This window comes from Prevotella amnii DSM 23384 = JCM 14753, assembly GCF_000378745.1.
In the GTDB taxonomy this organism is placed as follows: Bacteria; Bacteroidota; Bacteroidia; order Bacteroidales; family Bacteroidaceae; genus Prevotella; species Prevotella amnii.
Window position 1 is genome coordinate 83,006 of sequence record NZ_KB905265.1, and the last position, 20,523, is coordinate 103,528.

At 33.3% G+C, this 20,523-nt stretch carries 21 protein-coding genes; 4 read left to right on the forward strand and 17 right to left on the reverse strand.

All coding sequences use genetic code 11. From position 1 onward, the window contains the following. Positions 1–42 precede the first annotated feature (42 nt). The 3 genes from F596_RS0100480 to F596_RS0100490 form a co-directional block, all read right to left on the reverse strand. Positions 43–1,185 (reverse strand): cytochrome d ubiquinol oxidase subunit II, encoded by a 1,143-nt coding sequence (locus tag F596_RS0100480; RefSeq protein WP_008446993.1) that lies wholly within the window; start codon positions 1,183–1,185, stop codon positions 43–45. Then, positions 1,182–2,711 (reverse strand): cytochrome ubiquinol oxidase subunit I, encoded by a 1,530-nt coding sequence (locus tag F596_RS0100485; RefSeq protein WP_008447074.1) that lies wholly within the window; start codon positions 2,709–2,711, stop codon positions 1,182–1,184. The genes F596_RS0100480 and F596_RS0100485 overlap by 4 nt, the downstream gene beginning before the upstream one ends. Positions 2,712–2,813: 102 nt before the next feature. Then, complete coding sequence (locus tag F596_RS0100490; protein WP_008447150.1) at positions 2,814–3,032, reverse strand: DUF4492 domain-containing protein; 219 nt, start codon at positions 3,030–3,032, stop codon at positions 2,814–2,816. 191 nt (positions 3,033–3,223) lie between these two features. Between F596_RS0100490 and F596_RS0100495 the strand changes: the two genes are divergently transcribed. The 4 genes from F596_RS0100495 (at position 3,224) to F596_RS0100510 (ending at position 8,135) form a co-directional block, all read left to right on the forward strand. Further along, on the forward strand, positions 3,224–4,720 hold the full coding sequence (locus F596_RS0100495) for a TolC family protein (protein ID WP_019035438.1): 1,497 nt from the start codon (positions 3,224–3,226) through the stop codon (positions 4,718–4,720). 67 nt (positions 4,721–4,787) lie between these two features. Further along, the gene (locus tag F596_RS0100500; protein ID WP_019035439.1) at positions 4,788–5,771 is read left to right on the forward strand and encodes an HlyD family secretion protein; all 984 of its coding nucleotides are present in this window, start codon (positions 4,788–4,790) and stop codon (positions 5,769–5,771) included. 4 nt (positions 5,772–5,775) lie between these two features. Continuing rightward, complete coding sequence (locus F596_RS0100505; protein ID WP_024992572.1) at positions 5,776–6,948, forward strand: ABC transporter permease; 1,173 nt, start codon at positions 5,776–5,778, stop codon at positions 6,946–6,948. Next, entirely contained in the window at positions 6,945–8,135 is a 1,191-nt protein-coding gene (locus F596_RS0100510) for an ABC transporter permease (protein WP_019035441.1), read from the forward strand. The genes F596_RS0100505 and F596_RS0100510 overlap by 4 nt, the downstream gene beginning before the upstream one ends. Positions 8,136–8,199: 64 nt before the next feature. On the opposite strand, the gene F596_RS0100515 is transcribed toward F596_RS0100510, so the two are convergent. From F596_RS0100515 to F596_RS0100580, 14 genes are all read right to left on the reverse strand, one after another. Then, complete coding sequence (locus tag F596_RS0100515; RefSeq protein ID WP_019035442.1) at positions 8,200–9,021, reverse strand: hypothetical protein; 822 nt, start codon at positions 9,019–9,021, stop codon at positions 8,200–8,202. A 109-nt stretch (positions 9,022–9,130) separates the two neighbouring features. Next, complete coding sequence (locus F596_RS0100520) at positions 9,131–10,039, reverse strand: dihydroorotate dehydrogenase (RefSeq protein WP_019035443.1); 909 nt, start codon at positions 10,037–10,039, stop codon at positions 9,131–9,133. Positions 10,040–10,068: 29 nt separating this feature from the next. Then, entirely contained in the window at positions 10,069–10,839 is a 771-nt protein-coding gene (locus F596_RS0100525) for a dihydroorotate dehydrogenase electron transfer subunit (protein WP_019035444.1), read from the reverse strand. A gap of 170 nt (positions 10,840–11,009) precedes the next feature. Then, positions 11,010–11,465, reverse strand: coding sequence for a YqaA family protein (locus F596_RS0100530; protein WP_019035445.1), 456 nt, complete (start codon positions 11,463–11,465; stop codon positions 11,010–11,012). Further along, positions 11,453–12,382, reverse strand: a complete 930-nt coding sequence (locus tag F596_RS0100535; RefSeq protein WP_019035446.1) for a hypothetical protein — start codon at positions 12,380–12,382, stop codon at positions 11,453–11,455. Before F596_RS0100535 ends, F596_RS0100530 begins: the two co-directional genes overlap by 13 nt. Beyond that, positions 12,383–13,651, reverse strand: coding sequence for a phosphoribosylamine--glycine ligase (purD, locus tag F596_RS0100540; RefSeq protein WP_024992571.1), 1,269 nt, complete (start codon positions 13,649–13,651; stop codon positions 12,383–12,385). A 43-nt stretch (positions 13,652–13,694) separates the two neighbouring features. Continuing rightward, positions 13,695–15,917 (reverse strand): S9 family peptidase, encoded by a 2,223-nt coding sequence (locus F596_RS0100545; RefSeq protein ID WP_019035448.1) that lies wholly within the window; start codon positions 15,915–15,917, stop codon positions 13,695–13,697. 3 nt (positions 15,918–15,920) lie between these two features. Next, positions 15,921–17,375 (reverse strand): THUMP domain-containing class I SAM-dependent RNA methyltransferase, encoded by a 1,455-nt coding sequence (locus F596_RS0100550; RefSeq protein WP_019035449.1) that lies wholly within the window; start codon positions 17,373–17,375, stop codon positions 15,921–15,923. Beyond that, entirely contained in the window at positions 17,359–18,303 is a 945-nt protein-coding gene (locus tag F596_RS0100555) for a serine O-acetyltransferase (RefSeq protein ID WP_019035450.1), read from the reverse strand. Before F596_RS0100555 ends, F596_RS0100550 begins: the two co-directional genes overlap by 17 nt. A gap of 134 nt (positions 18,304–18,437) precedes the next feature. Further along, positions 18,438–18,911 (reverse strand): low molecular weight protein-tyrosine-phosphatase, encoded by a 474-nt coding sequence (locus tag F596_RS0100560; RefSeq protein WP_019035451.1) that lies wholly within the window; start codon positions 18,909–18,911, stop codon positions 18,438–18,440. A gap of 251 nt (positions 18,912–19,162) precedes the next feature. Further along, on the reverse strand, positions 19,163–19,321 hold the full coding sequence (locus tag F596_RS11375) for a DUF4295 domain-containing protein (RefSeq protein WP_008447137.1): 159 nt from the start codon (positions 19,319–19,321) through the stop codon (positions 19,163–19,165). Between the two features lie 47 nt (positions 19,322–19,368). Further along, positions 19,369–19,557 carry a 50S ribosomal protein L33 gene (gene rpmG, locus F596_RS0100570; protein ID WP_004337830.1) on the reverse strand — a complete coding sequence of 63 codons (189 nt, stop codon included), beginning with the start codon at positions 19,555–19,557 and terminating at the stop codon, positions 19,369–19,371. A 4-nt stretch (positions 19,558–19,561) separates the two neighbouring features. Next, positions 19,562–19,825, reverse strand: a complete 264-nt coding sequence (rpmB, locus tag F596_RS0100575; RefSeq protein WP_008447076.1) for a 50S ribosomal protein L28 — start codon at positions 19,823–19,825, stop codon at positions 19,562–19,564. 126 nt (positions 19,826–19,951) lie between these two features. Beyond that, positions 19,952–20,455: a CinA family protein gene (locus tag F596_RS0100580; RefSeq protein ID WP_008447019.1), complete on the reverse strand. Its 504-nt coding sequence runs from the start codon at positions 20,453–20,455 to the stop codon at positions 19,952–19,954. Positions 20,456–20,523: the final 68 nt, after the last annotated feature.

Genomic DNA, 20,523 nt, shown 5'->3' on the forward strand with positions numbered 1-20,523 from the left:
TATAATGAGATATGAGCCTTTATTTTATATAATTATTTTAACTTAATAAGATTCTTCTTTACCGGTAACGTCTTTTTTAGATATACCACCTATATCTATCTTACGCCATGCATAAACAATATATGCAAGAACAAATGGTACTAAGAAACTTACAAAGAACATTGTCTTTAGTGTAAACTCGCTCGAAGAGCTATTCTTAAGAGTTAACGAGCTTTGTAGATCTGCCGTAGAAGGATAATAAGCTGTATTATTCCAACCTGCAATAAGCAAAAGCACAAGAACTACAAGGACCACACCAATACCTGCAGGCCAAATACCACGCACATAGTCTGCCTTTAATATAGTTTTTATAACTCCAAAGAGCAATAAAACAACACCTACCAACAACAGGCAGAGCAATGGCCACATAGTAATAAGATTATTAAAATACTTCATCGACTCCATTACTATAACTCCAGAATCGTTTACAGCATAACCTTCACCTATCAATGTCTTTAACAAGAAAGGTAAAAAGAACAAAAGGAAAAGTACTGTATTTATTAAAAGATGCTTCTTTACTCTACCACGAATAGCCTCATCGTGCACATTATTATTAATATATAATGTACCCAATATACGAGCTAAGAACACTACAGCAATACCAAAGATTACAACCCAAGGATTGAGCAACACATCAAGACCACGCGAGCCATTAGCCCAACGAGAAATAACAGGATGCAGCCCACTTGTTAAATTAACCTTCTCTACAATAAAGTTAGACCCTGTAAAGAAAGTTGCCACTGCGCCACCTAACAACAAAGGCCCTAATATTCCATTAATAATCAAACATACCTGAAAAGTCTTTACGCCTAACAAGTTGCCAGCCTTATTCTGATATTCATAGCTCACAGCCTGAATAATAAAAGAGAACAATATAGCAACCCATACCCAATAAGCACTACCAAAACTGGTACTATAAAACAAAGGGAAAGATGCAAAAAATGCGCCACCAAAGGTAACAAGCGTGGTAAAGGTAAACTCCCATTTACGCCCAGTAGAATTGATAACTAACCTACGTTCAACATCATCTTTTCCTAACTGGAAAATCATGGAATTTGCACCTTGTACAAACATCAAAAAAACTAATAGCGATCCTAATAAAGCGATGATGAACCACCAATAATGTTGTAAAAAATCGTATGTCATAGTTCTGGTCCTTTCTTTATTTGTTTACACATAATACTAACTTCTACCGCAAGCATTGTTGTAAACAATACTAAGAACAGGAAGAAGGTAAATGCTACGCCACCACTTGAGATATCACTTACAGATACCCATGTTGGCAACATGTCTTGAATAGTCCATGGCTGACGCCCCATCTCGGCAACAATCCAACCACTCTCACTTGCAATAAAAGCTAATGGTATAAGAGCTATACCTACATAGTGAAGCCACTTTGCTTTAGCAATATCTTTCTTATAAACGAAGAAAATAATAACTATAAAAGCAAGAACGAACAATGAGCCTAAGCCTACCATTATACGGAAAGACCAGAATGTTATAGGAATATGAGGTACTGTCTGCTGAGCATTTTTGATATAACCATAACCAAAATATTTCATATCACGCTCTAAAACTTTTCTATTAGCTTCCTTATTCTTACCAGCACGAAAATCTTTCAACGCCTTAATAGCATTACGTCCACGAGCCATCTTTTCAGCTAAAGAAGGTTGTTTTACGCCCTTATGATCAGTATAACCATTAATAATATCATGCACTCCGGGTACAAAACCATTAGCATCATGAGTAGCTAATAACGATAACATATTAGGTATCTTTATGCCCTTAGCCTCTTTTGGCGAAGCCTCTATATTAGGCTGCTCTGTAACACCTGCTATCGCTGTTAAGCCTTGTGCATTACCACCTGTATAAAGAGCCTCCATGGCAGCAAGTTTCATTGGCTGAGTCTGAGCCACCATATAAGCAGAATTATCACCAGTGAAAGCCGCTAATAAAGACGACACTAACCCTACTATAGCTCCTATCTTTATACTTTGTCGAGCCAACTCTGTATGCTTATTACGCAAAAGATACCAACAACCCACACCTACAGTAAAAGCTGCACCTAACAGCCATGACGAAGTTACGGTGTGAGTAAACTTATCTATTGCAAAAGGGCTTAAAGCTACATCGGCAAATGATGTCATCTCATTACGCATTGTCTCTGGGTTAAAAGAACAACCTACAGGATCTTGCATCCAAGAGTTTGCTACTAATATCCACCATGCTGAAATAGTAGCTCCTAAGCCTGTAAGCCACGTAGATGCTAAATGAAAGCCTTTTGACACCTTATTCCAACCAAAAAACATAACTGCAACGAAAGTAGATTCCATAAAGAAAGCAAGAATACCTTCCACTGCAAGTGGAGCTCCAAAAATATCTCCAACAAACCATGAGTAATTACTCCAGTTTGTACCAAACTCGAACTCCAAGATAATACCTGTTGCTATACCTATAGCAAAGTTAATACCAAAGATACGTTGCCAAAACTTTGAAGCAGTACGCCAAAAATCTTTACCTGTGCGATAATAGCACGTTTCCATAATACCCATTATAACCGCCAAACCTAAGGTTAAGGGTACAAATAACCAGTGATACATTGAGGTGAGTGCGAATTGTGCACGCGACCAGTCGATTGTACCTTGGTCGATTGCTAAAAGCAAATGTTCCATACTTTTTTATAATTAAATTTATATTTTATGTTACTATTATTTCGGTTAATATTCTATATTATACAAAAAATCTTGTTCGCAATAAGGCTAAACACACTTCACCTACTGCCTTTTTATCAATTCTTTTCCTACAAAATTGGCCTCTTGCCCTTTGACTGTTTTTTCTTTAAGAAAGTTAGGAAAGAAAAAGACTCGAAGAATTGCAAACATAATAAAAAGCTTAATTATTATGATCAACCACAAGGTTTTACCTATCGTCATGTGTCGAAAGCCATCATAGTATAAATCGAAAGCACGATACCAAAAACTACATTTCTTCATAAATAAAAATCTTCTTCTTTTGTGTTTTATTCTATTTCTTTGGCAAAAATAAGTATTTTTTTCTGCACAATGGTCTATTCTTCTATAAAATTATATACATTAACGCAAAAAAACGTATGAACCCTATTTTCACTTTGAACTAAGAGAAAAAAATTGCTACCTTTGCTTATTATTAGAAAAATCAGATTTAAATGAGAAAGTTATTGCTATTTTTAATATTAGGCTCACTCTCCTTAAGGGCATCAGCACAGGATACTATTTCTATAGAAAAGTGTCATGAGTTAGCTATACAAAATAACAGACAGTTGCAAATATCAAAACTTACAAAAGAAGTAGCAGAAAACACTTATAAAGTAGCAAAGACAAAATATCTTCCACGAGTAAACGGTTTGGCAAGTTATGAACATTTTTCTAAAGAAATTTCATTATTAAACAATGAACAAAAAAACATCTTGTCTAATCTTGGAACAAACTCAATAGGGCATTTAGGGTCGGCTATTGAAAATAACCTCACCTCTCTTACAAAACAAGGTATCATTTCAAGTAATACCGCATCACACCTAAAGCAAGTACTCAGCGGTGTAACCACTCCACTTTCACAAGTGGGTGATAACATAGGAAACCAAATAAAAGAAGCTTTCAGGACAGATACAAGAAATATTTATAATGCTGGGATTATTTTTTCACAACCTATTTATATGGGGGGTGCTATTAAAGCCGCTAATGATATGGCTATTATTGGTAAATCGGTAGCCTCCAACACTATGGAACTTAAACGGCAGATGATCTTATATGCCGTAGATAATGCTTATTGGCTTGCTGTTTCATTAAAAAAGAAAGAAATGCTTGCTACTAAATACAAAGATTTAGCTAAAAAACTAAGTGATGATGTACAAAAAATGATAAAAGAAGGCGTAGCAACAAAGGCTGATGGATTAAAAGTAGCTGTAGTTGTTAACACTGCAGAATTGCAATTATCACAAATACAAAGCATAGAAGCAATAGCAAAGATGGCTCTATGTGAGCTTTGTGGCATAGCCTTAAATAGCGACTTAATATTAAAAGATGAACAAGCTCAGTCTATCGCTCCTCTTGATAATATAGAGGAAACAACCCCTTCCGCATCTGCGATATGTGCACAACGTCCTGAATTAAGACTACTTCAGAACACTATTGATTTAAGCAAACAAAACACAAAAATAATAAAATCGCTATATTTGCCGCACATTCTCTTAACAGGTGGCTACTCTGTGATGAATCCAAATCTTTTTAATGGATTTCAAAACAAATTTACTGACTTATGGAATATAGGTATAGTAGTGCATGTTCCTATATGGAACTGGGGTGAGGGGAAATATAAAATAAGAGCTACAAAAGCAGCAACCAGTATTGCTAACTTAGAGCTTCAAGATGCAATACAGAAAATAAATTTAGAGATAGAACAATATCAACTCCGTCTAAAGTGCGCAAAGAAACAACTTAATACCGCTAAAAAGAATTTACAAGCAGCAGAAGAAAACCTTAGATGTGCTAACATTGGCTTTAAAGAAGGAGTGATGACCGTTACAGAAGTAATGCTTGCTCAAACGGCATGGCAAACAGCAAAAACATCTATTATAGACTCTGAAATAGCAGTTAGATTAGCACAGACAGGACTGCAAAAGGCATTAGGAACTATTGACAATTAAACACACTGACTTCTGAAAAGTATATAATATTTTTTTTATCATCTCTCTACTTAAATATTAAAATAAAATGAAAAATAAATCACAAAAAAGTAATATTCTTTTAGCCGTTTTAGGCTTTATAGCTGTAGTAGTAGCTGCCGGACTAATAGGCTATTTTACCATGAGTAAACCTAAAGAGATTATTCAAGGAGAAGTGGAAGTAGAAGAATACCGCATTGCTTGCAAGCTCCCAGGTCGTATAACAAGTATTAAGGTAAAAGAGGGCGACTTTGTACATAAAGGTGATGTTTTAGCTGTTTTAGCTATCCCTGAAGCAAAAGCACAGGAAAAAGTAGTAGAAGCTACAGCCGATGCTACTTCTGCCTTAAGCGATTTAGCCTCAGCTCCTACTCGTAAAGAAGCTATAAATGCCGCCTTCCAAGTATATCAGCAAGCTATTGCAGCAAGAGATATTGCAGAAAAAACTTATGGTCGTATGCAACGATTATATGAAGAAGGAGTGATGACTGCACAAAAAAAAGATGAAGCCTTAGCAGCTTTTCAAACTACAAAAGCAGGAGTAGAAGTAGCTAAATCTAATTTAGAACTTCTAAAAAGTGGTGTACGAAAACAAGCTAAAGAAGCTGCCAAGAAACAAGCACAAGTAGCTAAATCGGCTGTAGGTGTTGTAAAATCTATATTAAAAGAAACTGTACAGCGTGCCACTAAAGATGGAGAGGTAGATGAAATCTATCCAAAAGAAGGAGAATTAGTTGGCTTTGGAAGTCCGATTATGAATATTTTGCTCACAGATGAGGTAAAAGGAGTCTTTAATGTTCGCGAAGATCAATTAAAAAGACTTAACAAAGGAAAGACCTTCAAAGTATTTGTTCCTGCACTGAATAAAGAAATAACAATGGTAGTAACTAATATTAAAGATGCTGGGTCGTATGCTGTTTGGAAAGCCACAAAGACTAATGGGCAATACGATTTAAGAACATTTCAAATAAAAGCAAAGCCTACACAGAACGTAAAAGGATTATTAAATGGTATGTCTTTAATTATAAAATAAAAGAATGAGAACTATCATTCATAATATTTTAAGAATATCTATTCGCGAGATAGGATTTATGCGTAGAAATCCTATATACCTTACTTGTGCTATCATCTTTCCTTTGCTTGCTATAAGTTTTTTTACGTCCCTTATGTCAGAAGGGCAACCGCAACAAATACCTATAGGCATTATAGATAATGACCACACCCCTACTACACAAAAGATAGCTTTAAAATTAGAGTCTTTACAAGGTACAAAAATAACATCTTACTATACTAACACAACTATGGCTCGAGAAGCTGTACAACGTGGAGAAATATATGCCTATTTATTAATACCAAAAGGTACTACAAAAAAGCTATTTACTAAACGTCAGCCTATTATCTCTTTCTATTACAGCAATGTAACATTATTAGCAGGAGGTATGACTTTTAAAGATTTAAAAACTATCACAGCTCTTATAGCAGCATCTGTCGGAGTTGAAAAATTATCAATGCTTGGCAAGACATCTCATGAGATAAGATCTTTTTTACAACCAATTGCGCTCGATATCCACATGATACAAAACCCATGGTTAAATTATAATGTATATTTAAGCACTATAATGATACCTGGAGTGTTAAGTATTTTTATGCTGCTATTAACAGTGTACACTATAGGAAAAGAATTGAAATTTGATAGATCGAAAGTTTGGTTACGGCTCGCTAATAATAATATAATAGTGGCTTTAATAGGAAAATTGCTGCCTTTATTTCTAATTTTTCTCATTATTTTTTGGGGATTTGAATGGTATATATACGGATATTTATGTTTTCCACATGCTGGCGGATGGCTTAGATTACTAAGTTTAGGCTTATTAATGGTTACATCATCTATAGGCTTTGGAGTGTTTGTGTTTGGATTGATACCATCTTTGCGTATGGCTATGAGTATATGCTCGCTATGGGGAGTGTTAGGATTTTCTGTTTGCGGAGCTACTTTCCCCCTATTTGCTATGGATCCTATTATACAAGGAATAGCACAAATAGTACCTTTACGACATTATTGGATGATATATCAGGCAAGCATTTTTAACGGCTATCCCATCGCAGATGTATGGTATAATGTAATGATACTATTAATATTTGCAGTTTTACCACTCCTTGTTATTTTTAATATTAAACGAGCAATGCTCAATTTCGTATACATACCATGAAAAATGCTTCTAACAACATCATAACTTTATTCTTTCGAGTACTCTTTAAAGAGTTTAAGATTATCTTCACTGACGAAGGTATATTGATGTTTGTTTTTATTGTACCCTTATTTTATCCTTTACTCTATTCTTGGATTTATAACAACGAAGTTGTTAGAGAAGTACCTGTAGCTGTAGTTGATATGGCACATAGTAAATCTTCACGAGATTTTGTTCACGATTTTAACGCCTCGCCTTCGGTAGAAGCAACTTATTATTGTAACAATTTAGAAGAAGCAAAAGGGCTTGTAAAAAAACAAATTGTAAAAGGCATTTTATACTTTCCTCATGAATATGATAAAAATTTAATTAATGGAAAACAAGGCATAGTTAGTATTTACTGTGATATGAGCTTAATGCTTACCTATAAATCTATATATCTGGCAGCTTTAAACGTTTCATTAGAACAGAATAAAAAAATACAAAAACCTAAAAGTTTGAGCTTCACAAAACACGAAGAAGATCTAAACACAGAGCCTATAATAGTGAAAGATAAATCCATTTACAATATCACAGAAGGATATGGTAATGCTATTTTACCTGGCGTATTAATATTAATTATCCAACAGATATTGATGCTTAGCATTGGGTTATCGGCAGGAACGATAAACGAACATAAAGATAAATTTTATTTAAAACTAAAAAGTACTATGGGAGGAATATACCTATTAACTTTTACAAAAACTATTGCTTATTTCTCTATATTTACTGTTTTAGTATCGTATATAACAATAGCCATTCCTCACTTTTTTGGCTTTACTATGCTCGCTACACCTGTTCCTCTAATTTGCTTACTAACACCTTACTTATTGTCTGCTATTTTCTTTGCTATGATAATATCTTTCTTTGTACGTTTGCGAGAAAATGTAATGCTTATTATCGTGTTTACCTCTGTACCTTTTCTATTTATGTCAGGAGCAAACTGGCCATTAAATAATATTCCAAGTTTCTGGCAAGGAGTTAGCTGGCTTATTCCCTCCACATTCGGTATTCGAGGGTATCTCACATTAGCTTCATTAGGAGGTACTTTGGAAGACATCTTACCTTATTGTAGATATTTATGGATACAAACTTTTTCTTATTTTTTCATAGTTATAATATTTAATCTTATAACTATAAATAAGCCTCATAAAAATAAAAATATATAATAATTATAAAGGAGATACACTTCTATAGAAGCATATCTCCTTTATAAAATAATGGCATAAAACCCTAGAAATCTTCATCAACACTCACGTCTTCAGCACGAAGATCAAGATCTTCTGCACTCTCATCAAACGTAGTGCGGTAACTTTCTTCTGTTAGTTTGTCATCATCAAACCCATCGTCTTCATCTTCTCCTACCTTTTGTTTCTCTATAAATTTATCATCTTCTCCCAGATCTAAATTATCATTTTCCTCTTCTAAAGATTCTTCATCAAAGTCATCATCTAATTTAAACTTTCCTTTACTTAATTTGATATTCTGCTTTTCTTTAACAAAAATAGCTTCTACCCAAGTGCCTTTAGCTACCTCTAATACCTCATAACCATCTTCTACCTTCTTTTGATACAACCCACCTGGCTTCTTTAACCTATCTACTGGTAAAGTTGTAGTGCTAACATCAAAAGAACTGTTTATAATATCTTGTACACTTTGAGGAAGACTATCCCAGCCTCCACCAAAGTTGCGCTCAAGAACCTCTACAACCTTTTTAGCCGAAATATGTCCAATGTTTTCCCATGTCAAGTCAGTAATACGTAAGATAGGCTTCTTTTTAATAGCCCATGTAAAATAAGTGCTTTCATCTATATAAATATCTGACACCTGATATCCAAGAGCCTTATATTTCTCTAATACTTCGTTTCTCTTAATTTTAACCTCTTCAATAATAAAAGCACTCTTAATTACATCTACATAATGACGCCAATTTTCCTTAACGTCACCATCACGTTCTGCTTGCGCCCAAAGACGAAAAACATCACTTTCTTGTATATCCCAAACTGTACTTTTTGTCAAGTTCTTTAAAGATAGTGCTTCTCCTTGTCTACTCATTTTTATATCTCTTATAAATTTCTATTAACAACCATTTTAAAAGGTGATGCAAAAGTAAATACTAAAAGCTAATCTTCCAAACATTTTCTAAAAAAACAATAGAATATCTTTAATCTATACACCCTATAATATCTGTTAATGCCTTACAACCATGATTATCAAGCCATTTATTAATGCCTTTACAAACTTTAATTGACACCATTGGATCTACGAAATTAGCCGTTCCTATCTGAATAGCTGTTGCCCCTGCCATAAAAAACTCAATAGCATCTTCTGCTGTAGAAATTCCACCTAAACCTATTATGGGGATCTTAACAGCTTTTGCTACATCATTTACCATTCTTAAAGCTACAGGCTTAATGGCTGGACCACTAAGTCCTCCTGTACGAATACTAAGTTTAGGGCATCTACGTTCAATATCTATAGCCATACCCATTAGAGTATTTATAAGCGACAACCCATCTGCCCCCTCATCTTCACAAGCTAATGCTATAGATGCTATATCGGTAACATTCGGCGATAACTTAACTATTAAAGTCTTATCATAACATGCACGAACAGCCTTTACTACTGCCGCAGCTCCAGAACAAGTTACACCAAATGCCATACCTCCTTCTTTCACATTAGGACAAGATATATTAAGCTCTATTGCTGATATTTGCTTCAATTCATTGATTTTTTTAGATGCCTCTGCATAAGTCTCAGGAGAACTTCCACTAACATTTACTATAAACTGAGTATTAATATCCTTCAATTCAGGATATATATGATCACAAAAATAATCTACCCCTTTATTTTGTAATCCCACACAATTAAGCATTCCATGTTTAGTCTCAACCATTCTGGGATAATCATTTCCCTCACGAGCATATAAAGTAGTTCCTTTTACAAAAATACCTCCCAATTCTTCTAAAGGTACAAGATCTGCATATTCTAAACCATATCCAAAAGTTCCACTTGCTGTAGTCACTGGGTTTTTCAAACTTAAGGAAGAAATATTTACGTTTAAATTAGCCATTATATTTTTCTTTTAACATATACCTAAACTTACCAACTCAATCTCCTTACATCAAAAACAGGTCCTTCTTTACACACACATACATTTCCATCTATCGTCTTTTCTACACAACATAAACATGCACCTAATCCACAAGCCATCATATTTTCTAAAGAGACTTCACACGAAACTTTTACATGTTTTGCATAATGTGCTACAGCTACCATCATAGGCTTAGGGCCACAAGTGGCAATATGGTCAAACGACATGTTTTTTAAAACAGAATGTTGAGTAACAAACCCACGTTCGCCTGTAGTTCCATCTTCTGTGGTTATAAAAACTTCTCCATACCGTGCAAATTCCTTTATTTGGATAATATCCGTCTTAGTACGATACCCTAAAAGGAATATAGGTTTTCCACCTCTTTCCTTTATAATTCTACCATAATATAACATTGGAGCAACACCTACTCCTCCTCCTACAAGAAGTATCTTCTTTCCTTTTATATTATTTACACAAAAACCCTTCCCTAAAGGGAAAAGACAATTTAGAATATCTCCTTCTCGCAAAAAAGATAACGCCCTCGTACCTTCGCCCACAATGGCGACAAGCAACCAAAGCTCATTCTTCTCATAATCTACAAAATGAATAGAAATAGGACGACGCAGATAAGTAGCTGGAGACTTATCCACCCTTACTTCTAAAAATTGTCCTGGTAATATTTCAGGAAGAGGAGTATTACTAAAAAGTTTAAGTAAAAAATATTTATCGTTCAACTGCTCAAACGATGTTACAATAAGATCTATAAGAAGCTTCTTCATCACTGAATTTTATTTATTTAATGCAAATTTACAAAAAAACTTGGTAAAGGTAAACACTAAAAGAAACACTTGATGCTATTTCACTTATAAATAGCACTTTTATACCATAAATATGTATAAAACATATCTATAAAAATACTTTTTAAAATATAACTTATATTATTTATCCTCTATTTAAATATTCCTGCACTATATATCAATAATATATAGCGACCTGTTTTACTTATAGCTATACTTATAAAAGACACTAAGATATTTGCATGAGTATAACCTAAAACAATTGTTATAACATCACCTATAAACGGAATAGAGGATAGTAAACCACCGATCCATGCACCTTTGCCTTCCATAAACTTTTCTGTTTTATGGACATTTTTAGTACTAACATGTAAATATTTCTCTATCCATTCTAACTTGCCTAATCTGCCTATACCATAATTTATCATACTCCCCAAAATATTGCCTATACTACCATAAACAATTAAAGCCACAGGATTAAGTCCTGCAGCATACAAAGCCAATATAACTACTTCACTGCTAAAAGGTAATATTGTAGCAGCTAACAAAGCAGATATAAACATTCCCCAATAACCATATTGAATAAGAATAGGGATTAGAAATTCCATAGATTATATAAAGTTACAAATATACAACTCAGACATAATATACAAAAAAGCCAATTTGTAAAACGCGTTTTAGTAAGTGCAAAAAAATGCCCAATGAGAGGAGCTGTACTAACAATAAGTAAACTTTGAATATAAATAGCTTGTTGTGGTTGTAACAATAAAAACACAAACGCTCCAAAATTGCAACTTACAAAGGCTTGACAAAACAAACGCGTTCTAATAATATCATTACGACGCTGACGTAAATAATGTATAGTACCTATAACACAACAGATAGAAATAAAAATAAGTGATATAGCTTGATGAAAAGGTATAACATCAAAATCTAAAGGTCTACCAAATTCTAATAACTTTCCGAAGTGAAAAATAAACCATTCAAGGTTATCCGTAATACCTAAATATAATAGTAAAAACCAATAAGGACATAATATTCCAAAAACAGAAGCTACAAAATTATGCTTACTCATAGATAATAGGCTAAACCTCATTACTATCCATAAAAGAGGTAAAAAGTAAATAACCTGAACCCAGACTACACTTATAATACCTATACAAAGAAAAGCATAAAAAATATAACCTGGAGAAATTGACTTTTGATAAGATTTAAAAGCCAATGTGAAAAATCCCACTTCTCCTAACGTCACAATACCTTGTGGAAGTAAAGAGAAATGGACTGCATCTAATGTAGCTAAAATAAGAAACGAACACGAAACCATACGACTATAAATACGGATAAGCCCATTATTATTATTTAAGCTCATCATAAGGAATGTAGAAAATAACATACACAAAGCTGGTAATAAAACCTCTGTATTATTGTATATTGCTATCACCCACACAAGGGAAAAAACAGGTAACACAAAGGTGGTTGTCCATCTACTTTCTGCTATCCTATTCTGAAATCGTTTTTTCTGCATTTATAGATCAAATCCTATATCTTTTCTAAAATATTTATCTTTAAATTCTATCTTGCTCGCCCCTATAAAACTTCTTTCTAAAGCTTCTTCTTTAGAATTTCCATAAGACGATATTGCAATAACACGTCCACCATTTGTTTCTAACAAATTATTCTTAATCGTAGTACCACTATGAAACACTATAGAATCTTTTACAGCCTCAACACCTGTAATATGCTGACCTTTTAAATAAGTTCCTGGATATCCTCCACTTACAAGCATTACACATACTGCTGTACGATTATCAACAATAATCTCTTTAGTATCAAGATCTGTATTAATCACACCTTCAAAAAGATCTACAATATCGCTCTTTAATCGTAACATCACACTTTCTGTTTCAGGATCGCCCATTCTACAGTTATATTCTATAACCATTGGATCGCCATTCACGTTTATTAAGCCGAAAAATATAAACCCCTTATAATCAATGCCTTCCTCTCTCAAACCTTCTACTGTAGGACGAATTATCCTATCTTCCACTTTCTTCATCCACTCTTCTGTAGCAAAAGGTACAGGAGAAATACTACCCATTCCACCAGTATTTAAACCTGTATCACCTTCCCCTACACGCTTATAATCTTTTGCTTCTGGAAGAATTTTATAATGAATGCCATCAGTAAGAACAAAGACAGAACATTCAACACCACTTAAAAACTCTTCTATAATAACTTTAGAAGAAGCTTTACCAAACATACCACAAAGCATATTTCTTAGCTCTTGCTTTGCTTCTTCTATTGTATCAATAATAAGGACACCTTTACCAGCAGCTAAGCCATCAGCTTTAATAACATAAGGTGGAGTTAATTTTTCAAGAAAAAGTAATCCTTCTTCAATATTTGTATTATCAAAAGTTGAATATGCTGCTGTGGGAATATTATGTCGCAACATAAAAGCCTTAGCAAAATCTTTAGAACCTTCTAAAACCGCCCCTTTCTTTGATGGGCCTATTACGAATATATTAGCTGTACGAGGATCGTTTTTAAAAGAATCATAAATACCATTAACCAAAGGAATCTCTGGACCTACGACAACAAGTTCCACCTTTTCATCTATAGCAAAATCCTTTAATTTTTCAAACTCATTTACATCTATATCTACATTTTCACCTACTAGTTGAGTACCTGCATTACCTGGAGCAATAAATAATTTTTCACACTTATCACTCTGAGAAATTTTCCATGCTAATGCATGTTCTCTACCACCATTTCCTAATAATAATATTCTCATATTTACTTCAATTATAGGCAACTTATTTTTTGATAAATAGTTTTTACTTATTATGTCCAAGAGGTTTTAAATAATCTTCAAAATATTGTGTAATTCGCTCATGCAAATGAACACTTTGATGACCACGCATGTTATGAGGTTCGCCAGGATAAACAAAGAAATCAGGTTGAGTTCCTGCAAGAATACAAGCTTTAAGAAATGAGTAAGCGTGCTGTGGCACTACCACAGGATCGTTTAGTCCTATAATAATTTGCAATTTTCCTTTTAAATCTTTAGCCTTTTGTAACAAAGAAGTTTTAGCATAACCTATTGGATTTGCCTTTGGAGTATCCATATAACGTTCCCCATACATTATCTCGTACCATTTCCAATCTATCACAGGTCCACCTGCTACACCAACCTTAAATACATCTGGATAATTCGTCATTAGAGATATTGTCATAAAGCCACCAAACGACCAGCCATGTATACCTATACGATCTTTATCAACGTAAGAAAGCGTATGTAAATATTTAATACCTTCCATCTGATCTTTCATCTCTTCCTGACCAAGATTGCGAAAAGTTACTTGTTCAAACTCTTTCCCGCGATTATCACTACCACGATTATCAAGAATAAAAAGCAAATATCCCTTTTGCGCCATATAAGTTTCCCAACCGCGTGAACCATAATTCCAACGGGCATCTACATTGTGGGCATGTGGGCCACCATATACATAAACGATAACAGGATACTTCTTTGCAGGATTAAAATTAATAGGTTTAACCATACGATAATAAAGATCCGTTTTACCATCAGAAGCCTTTATTTTCCCACAAGAATATTCTGGTACGCTATAACCTTTCCAAGGATTTGGTGATGTAAAATAATGTAATGTATTTATTTTATTTCCCAATGTAATAAGATCATATTGCCTTGGCAAATTAGGCTCACTATATACATCTATAATCGTATTACCTTCTGGACTTAATAAAGGATTATGATATCCTTTTCCATTATCAAGTAATCTACGTTTTCCAGTTTCTACGTTTACCATCCATGTGTTAATTTGAATAAGATTACATTCGTTAGACGTATAAATTATACTCTTCTTTTTTAAATTAAATCCTATAATTTTCATAACAACCCACTTTCCTTTAGTCAGTTGTTTTAATTCCCTACCATCTTCGCTAAAAAGATATAAATGATTATAACCATCTTTCTGACTATACATAACAAACTGATGATCATTCCAAGGTAAGAAAACTATAGGATGAGTAGGTTCCACATATTTTGTATCTTTTTCATGATAAAGATTGGCTATCTTCTTACCTGTATATGCATTATAAGCTGTGAGGTAACAATCATTCTGATCACGATTAAGCTCAAACATATAAATAATATTTTCATCTGGACTCCATGTTATATTTGTAAAATAACGATCGGTTGGATTACCTGTATGAAGATAAATTGTTTTATCTGTATTTATATCATAAACTCCAACTGTTACCTTATGAGATTTTTCACCAACCATTGGATATTTTATTAAAGAAACCTTTGCTGCTTTTGTTTCTCCATTTGTAGGAACATATCCTATCTCAGGAACATCTACCAAAGGATAATTTGCCACCATACTTTGATCCATACGATAAAATGCTAAACGATTACCCTTAGGACTCCAATACAAACCTCCATTAATACCAAACTCGTCACGATGTACACTCTGACCATAAACTATATTAGAGGAACCATCTTTTGTTAATTTATGTTCCGCTCCAGATGGATCTATAACATATAGCTGATTATCTTGAACATATGCAGTAGAATGGCTTTGTATATTAAACTTTCTCACTTGAGCCTCTTTTTGTAGCTCTATTGTATCTATAATCCTATGAGTTTTAAAATCTATCATATAAATACTCTTTCCATTTGATACTTCTACAATAGATTTATCAGCAAAAGGAAATGATACATAATATAAATTTCTTATTTTAGGTTGATCGTCTATAGGCAACTCTGCCCATGCATTGATTTCTCCAAGAGTAAAAAGAGTAGATTCCTTTCCGGTCTTCAAATCAATTAATTTACAAACATCAAAACCTTGTCGCACAACTTTATCTCCCCAAAAAGTCAGATAACGCCGCTGGGGAGTCATTTTATAATAATTTTTACCACCAAAATTTAGGTCTTCTAAAGTAAACAATTTCTGTGCTATAGAACTTTTAGGACAAAAAAAGCCAATCATAATAATTATCCCAACAAGATTTGCATATCTTTTCATATTCATTTTTTAATATTTTTTACCACGAAAGCCTCCACGCTTTTTATTTTTATCAAATCGTTTTCTAACATATATATTCTCATCTTCAGCAAATTTGGCATAATTGTCATCTATACTTCTAACATTATTAGAACTACGTTTACGATTATTCTTTTTTACCTTAGGTTCTAAGCTATGAAATATAAATGAACGAATATCTCCTTCCGCATTCTGTTCGCTTTCAGTAAGACGCTTTTTGAAATTACGTTCTTTCTTAAACCGATGTTGTTGCGCCATTTCACGCTTTTCATCTTCAGTTTTTATAACACCACCTTCTTTGCGGAAAACCTTCATCTTACCATCAAACATTTGATAACGCCTAAACTCACATTCCAGCGAACCATTATATAAAGGAATCTTAATACTAGGCTTCAAACATATTTGACGAAAACATTCCTCTCGATAAGAAAGTATCCAAGCATCATTACCTATAAAATTATGCTTTAAACTCTCGCCTATTGTCTTATATGTTCCAAGTAGATTTGGTGTAGAAATTCGCTCTCCATATGGAGGATTCATTATTATAATACTCTTATTTTCTGGGCTTTTAAAATCCTTAAAATCTTGCTGTTTTATACTAATATGCTTTGATAAACCTGCAGCAGAAATATTATGTTTTGCTATATTTACACATTTCATATCTATATCATAGCCATAGATATGATGTTCAAACTCACGTTCTAAAGAATCGTCATTATAGATTTTATCAAAAAGATCTTGATCAAAATCTGACCATTTTTCAAAAGCGAATTCCTTACGATATACTCCTGGCGATATATTACAAGCTATTAAGGCTGCTTCGATAGGCAAAGTTCCCGACCCACACATCGGGTCAATAAAATCTGATTCTCCTCTCCAACCTGTCATCAAAATCAATCCTGCTGCTAACACTTCGTTTAATGGAGCTTCTACACTTTCTTGTCTATACCCTCGTCGATGAAGAGATTCTCCACTCGAATCTAAAGAAAGAGTAGCATCAAAACCTGATATATGAATATTTAAACGAATATCTGGATTTGTTACAGATATATTTGGACGAAGCCCAGTACGTTCACGAATTTGATCAACAATAGCATCTTTAACTTTATAAGTAACAAAACGTGAATTAGTAAACTCATCAGAATAAACAACAGAATCCACCGAAAAAGTTTTTCCTTTTTCTATATATTTATCCCAATCTATCTTACTAACTTCATTATACATATCATCTGCACTAGTAGCCTTGAAGTGTATAATAGGTTTAAGTATACGAATAGCCGTGTGTAATTGGAAATTGGCCCTATACATTATTTCCTTATCTCCTGTAAAAGTTACAACACGACGACCTATTTGCACATTATTAGCTCCTAACTGTATAAGCTCCTGTGCAAGAACCTGCTCAAGTCCCATAAAAGTCTTGGCTATCAATTCAAATTCCTTCTCCATTATAGAAATCGATGTCTAAAATATCTATTTTATTTTGTTTATACTTTTTAGAATAAGGTTTCATATCAGATGTAACCCAAACATTTGCACCAACAATACTATCATGACCTATTGTAACACGCCCTAGAATAGTTGCATTGGCATATACTATTACCCTATCTTCTAATATAGGATGTCGCAACATACCTTTTATAGGATTACCCTTTTTATCAAGCGGAAAACTTTTTGCCCCAAGGGTAACACCCTGATAAAGTTTTACATTATTACCTATTACACATGTTGAACCTATTACTACACCTGTCCCATGATCAATTGTAAAATGTGTACCAATAATTGCAGAAGGATGAATATCAATACCCGTTTCCGAATGTGCCATTTCTGTTATTAAACGTGGTATAAGAGGAACTTTTTCTATTTGTAACTCATGCGCAAAACGATAATTTGTCAAAGCCTTAATCACAGGATAACAAGAAATAATTTCTCCCCAACTCATTGCTGCAGGATCACCATCATAAGATGCCTTAATATCTGTAGAAAGAATTTTGCGCAACATAGGAAGTTTTTCTATTATCCTAACTGATATAATTTCAGATTCTTCTTGCATACAAATACGCATATAAGCATCATTTTCACATTTACAGTCTTTTATAAAACATAGACCTGCTAATATTTGTCTACTAAGCAACTTATGTAAACGCTCAACATCTACTCCTATCTGATATTGTACTGTATGTAAATGGACTATAGAATTGCCAAAAAAGCCTGGAAGCAAAATAGACCTTATTAACTTAACTATCTCCTCTAAATCTCGTGCAGAAGGCAATGGATCTCCATCTTTGTGCTCATGGAAAAGACCTTCTAAAGACTTTTCTGAAGACAACTCATCTATGGTATTTTTGAGTTGTTTGGTAAAATCAATATTATCCATTGCTTAAATAATTGATATACTTAAATATAATTATTTTGCAAAGATAAGCATAAATCTCTAAATTCTTAACTAACCTACAACTTTTATTTTATTTAGGTTTTATATACTACATATAATTAACTACTAAAAATTAGTTATTTCAAATTATTTAAGATCCCTTCGCACCCATCTTTAATTAAGTCAAGCGCTTTGTCAAATTCTTCAATTCCTCCATAATATGGGTCTGGCACTTCTTTATAACCCTTAAACTTTACAAAGTATTCTGCTATACACTTTACCTTTGATTTGTAAATATTATTTTTAGCTTGAGATATTATATTGCTATAATTTTTTTCATCCATAACAATAATAATATCAAAATGAGCAAAATCCGTAGCAGCATTAAACTGCCTTGCGAGATGAGTTATCTTATAACCTTGCTTAGCCCCTCGTTCTCTCATACGCTTATCTGGCAACTCTCCTAAATGCCAATCTCCTATACCTGCAGAATCTATCTCATATTTATCAGATAATCTCTCATCATCTACCATTTTCTGCATAATAGCATGAGCAGCAGGTGAACGACATATATTACCTAAACATATAAATAATATTTTTTTCTTTAACATATTCTTACAATCTAAACCCACCTATACTTATAAAAATTCAGTTTATCCCCTCTACTTTAAATATTATAAAAACCTTATTAAATCACGTATACTATAGAAAAACATAATTCATTAATAATATATTATAATATTTGATTTCTTTGAATGTTTTTATTAATTTAATAAATTATTCTTGAACGTAACCATATAAAGAAAGTGCATTGCTAATATCGCAATACACTCTCTTTTTATTTATATTTTATAACAAGAACTTATTTCTTGAAAAAATCTTTCACAGCCTCATTAGGAACCATCTGTTCATCAAAAACATAAGCACCTGTTTTTGGGCTTTTAACCATCTTAATTACTTTTGTATATGCGCGACCATCCGAAGAACCTTCATGGAGGGTAGCAACCGCTTTCTTTGCCATTGTCTGCTTATTTTACTATTAACTTAATACTTTTTTTACAGAACCGCCTACTTAATTTCCTTATGAAGAGTCATCTTCTTTAATATAGGATTATACTTTTTAAGCTCTAAACGTTCTGGAGTATTTTTACGATTTTTAGTAGTAACGTAACGACTTGTACCAGCCATTCCGCTCTCTTTCATTTCTGTACATTCCAAGATTACTTGGACTCTATTACCTTTAGCTTTCTTTGCCATTATATTAGTCTCCTATAACCTTAATTTCTTTCCAGTCAACGAAACCCTTAGCTACAGCTTTTTTTAGAGCAGCGTCAAGACCTACCTTATTTATTAAACGAAGACCAGCCGCACTAATCTTCAAAGAAATCCAGCAATCCTCTTCTACATAGTAGAATTTCTTACTGAATAGGTTGACATCAAAACTACGCTTTGTGCGATGCTTTGAGTGAGACACATTATTACCTATTTGTGCCTTCTTACCTGTAATCTGACAAATCTTAGACATTTCTATCTTTAGTTTTGTAATTCGTTAATTGATACCTATTCCAAACAGTGTGCAAAATTACAAAAAAATATTCATATATACAAAGGTATATTTCCTTTTAATTATACTTATTAAGATTTTTTGTCTTTATTCTTCTCTAATTTCTTTTTCCTGTAAAAATTCTAACATCAAACGCATTGATTTATTTGTAGCTATAGCTAAATTAATATCACGTCCAAAATCTTCTTCCAATTTAAATGTACGAATATCATTTTTACTTCCATATGCTATCCATATAGTACCTACAGGAATAGTCAAAGAACCTCCTCCAGGCCCTGCTATACCTGTTGATGCTATTGCAAAATTAACATCTAAAGCCTCTATCACTCCTAATGCCATTTGTTTTGCAACTTCCTCACAAACAGCAGTTTGCTCATCTATAACATCATGAGAAACATTCAGAAGTAATTCTTTCACCTCATTAGTATATGCTATTATAGAACCTTTAAAGTAATCAGATGCCCCTGGAATAGCTATCATTGCTTCACTAATTCTACCACCTGTACAACTTTCTGCTGCTCCTATTGTCAGACCCGACGAATAGAGCAGATCACCTATTTGGCGAGATATAACTTTACTTTCAAAATCCATATTTTCAAAAATATAAAATTAAAACAAGATTCTATTACTCCTATATAAAACCTACTTGTTTCAAAAAT

Coding starts and splice junctions, on each gene's coding strand:
- F596_RS0100480 (WP_008446993.1), bottom strand. CDS start 1,185: ATGACATACGATTTTTTACAACATTATTGGTGGTTCATCATCGCTTTA.
- F596_RS0100485 (WP_008447074.1), bottom strand. CDS start 2,711: ATGGAACATTTGCTTTTAGCAATCGACCAAGGTACAATCGACTGGTCG.
- F596_RS0100490 (WP_008447150.1), bottom strand. CDS start 3,032: ATGAAGAAATGTAGTTTTTGGTATCGTGCTTTCGATTTATACTATGAT.
- F596_RS0100495 (WP_019035438.1), top strand. CDS start 3,224: ATGAGAAAGTTATTGCTATTTTTAATATTAGGCTCACTCTCCTTAAGG.
- F596_RS0100500 (WP_019035439.1), top strand. CDS start 4,788: ATGAAAAATAAATCACAAAAAAGTAATATTCTTTTAGCCGTTTTAGGC.
- F596_RS0100505 (WP_024992572.1), top strand. CDS start 5,776: ATGAGAACTATCATTCATAATATTTTAAGAATATCTATTCGCGAGATA.
- F596_RS0100510 (WP_019035441.1), top strand. CDS start 6,945: ATGAAAAATGCTTCTAACAACATCATAACTTTATTCTTTCGAGTACTC.
- F596_RS0100515 (WP_019035442.1), bottom strand. CDS start 9,021: ATGAGTAGACAAGGAGAAGCACTATCTTTAAAGAACTTGACAAAAAGT.
- F596_RS0100520 (WP_019035443.1), bottom strand. CDS start 10,039: ATGGCTAATTTAAACGTAAATATTTCTTCCTTAAGTTTGAAAAACCCA.
- F596_RS0100525 (WP_019035444.1), bottom strand. CDS start 10,839: ATGAAGAAGCTTCTTATAGATCTTATTGTAACATCGTTTGAGCAGTTG.
- F596_RS0100530 (WP_019035445.1), bottom strand. CDS start 11,465: ATGGAATTTCTAATCCCTATTCTTATTCAATATGGTTATTGGGGAATG.
- F596_RS0100535 (WP_019035446.1), bottom strand. CDS start 12,382: ATGCAGAAAAAACGATTTCAGAATAGGATAGCAGAAAGTAGATGGACA.
- purD (WP_024992571.1), bottom strand. CDS start 13,651: ATGAGAATATTATTATTAGGAAATGGTGGTAGAGAACATGCATTAGCA.
- F596_RS0100545 (WP_019035448.1), bottom strand. CDS start 15,917: ATGAATATGAAAAGATATGCAAATCTTGTTGGGATAATTATTATGATT.
- F596_RS0100550 (WP_019035449.1), bottom strand. CDS start 17,375: ATGGAGAAGGAATTTGAATTGATAGCCAAGACTTTTATGGGACTTGAG.
- F596_RS0100555 (WP_019035450.1), bottom strand. CDS start 18,303: ATGGATAATATTGATTTTACCAAACAACTCAAAAATACCATAGATGAG.
- F596_RS0100560 (WP_019035451.1), bottom strand. CDS start 18,911: ATGTTAAAGAAAAAAATATTATTTATATGTTTAGGTAATATATGTCGT.
- F596_RS11375 (WP_008447137.1), bottom strand. CDS start 19,321: ATGGCAAAGAAAGCGGTTGCTACCCTCCATGAAGGTTCTTCGGATGGT.
- rpmG (WP_004337830.1), bottom strand. CDS start 19,557: ATGGCAAAGAAAGCTAAAGGTAATAGAGTCCAAGTAATCTTGGAATGT.
- rpmB (WP_008447076.1), bottom strand. CDS start 19,825: ATGTCTAAGATTTGTCAGATTACAGGTAAGAAGGCACAAATAGGTAAT.
- F596_RS0100580 (WP_008447019.1), bottom strand. CDS start 20,455: ATGGATTTTGAAAGTAAAGTTATATCTCGCCAAATAGGTGATCTGCTC.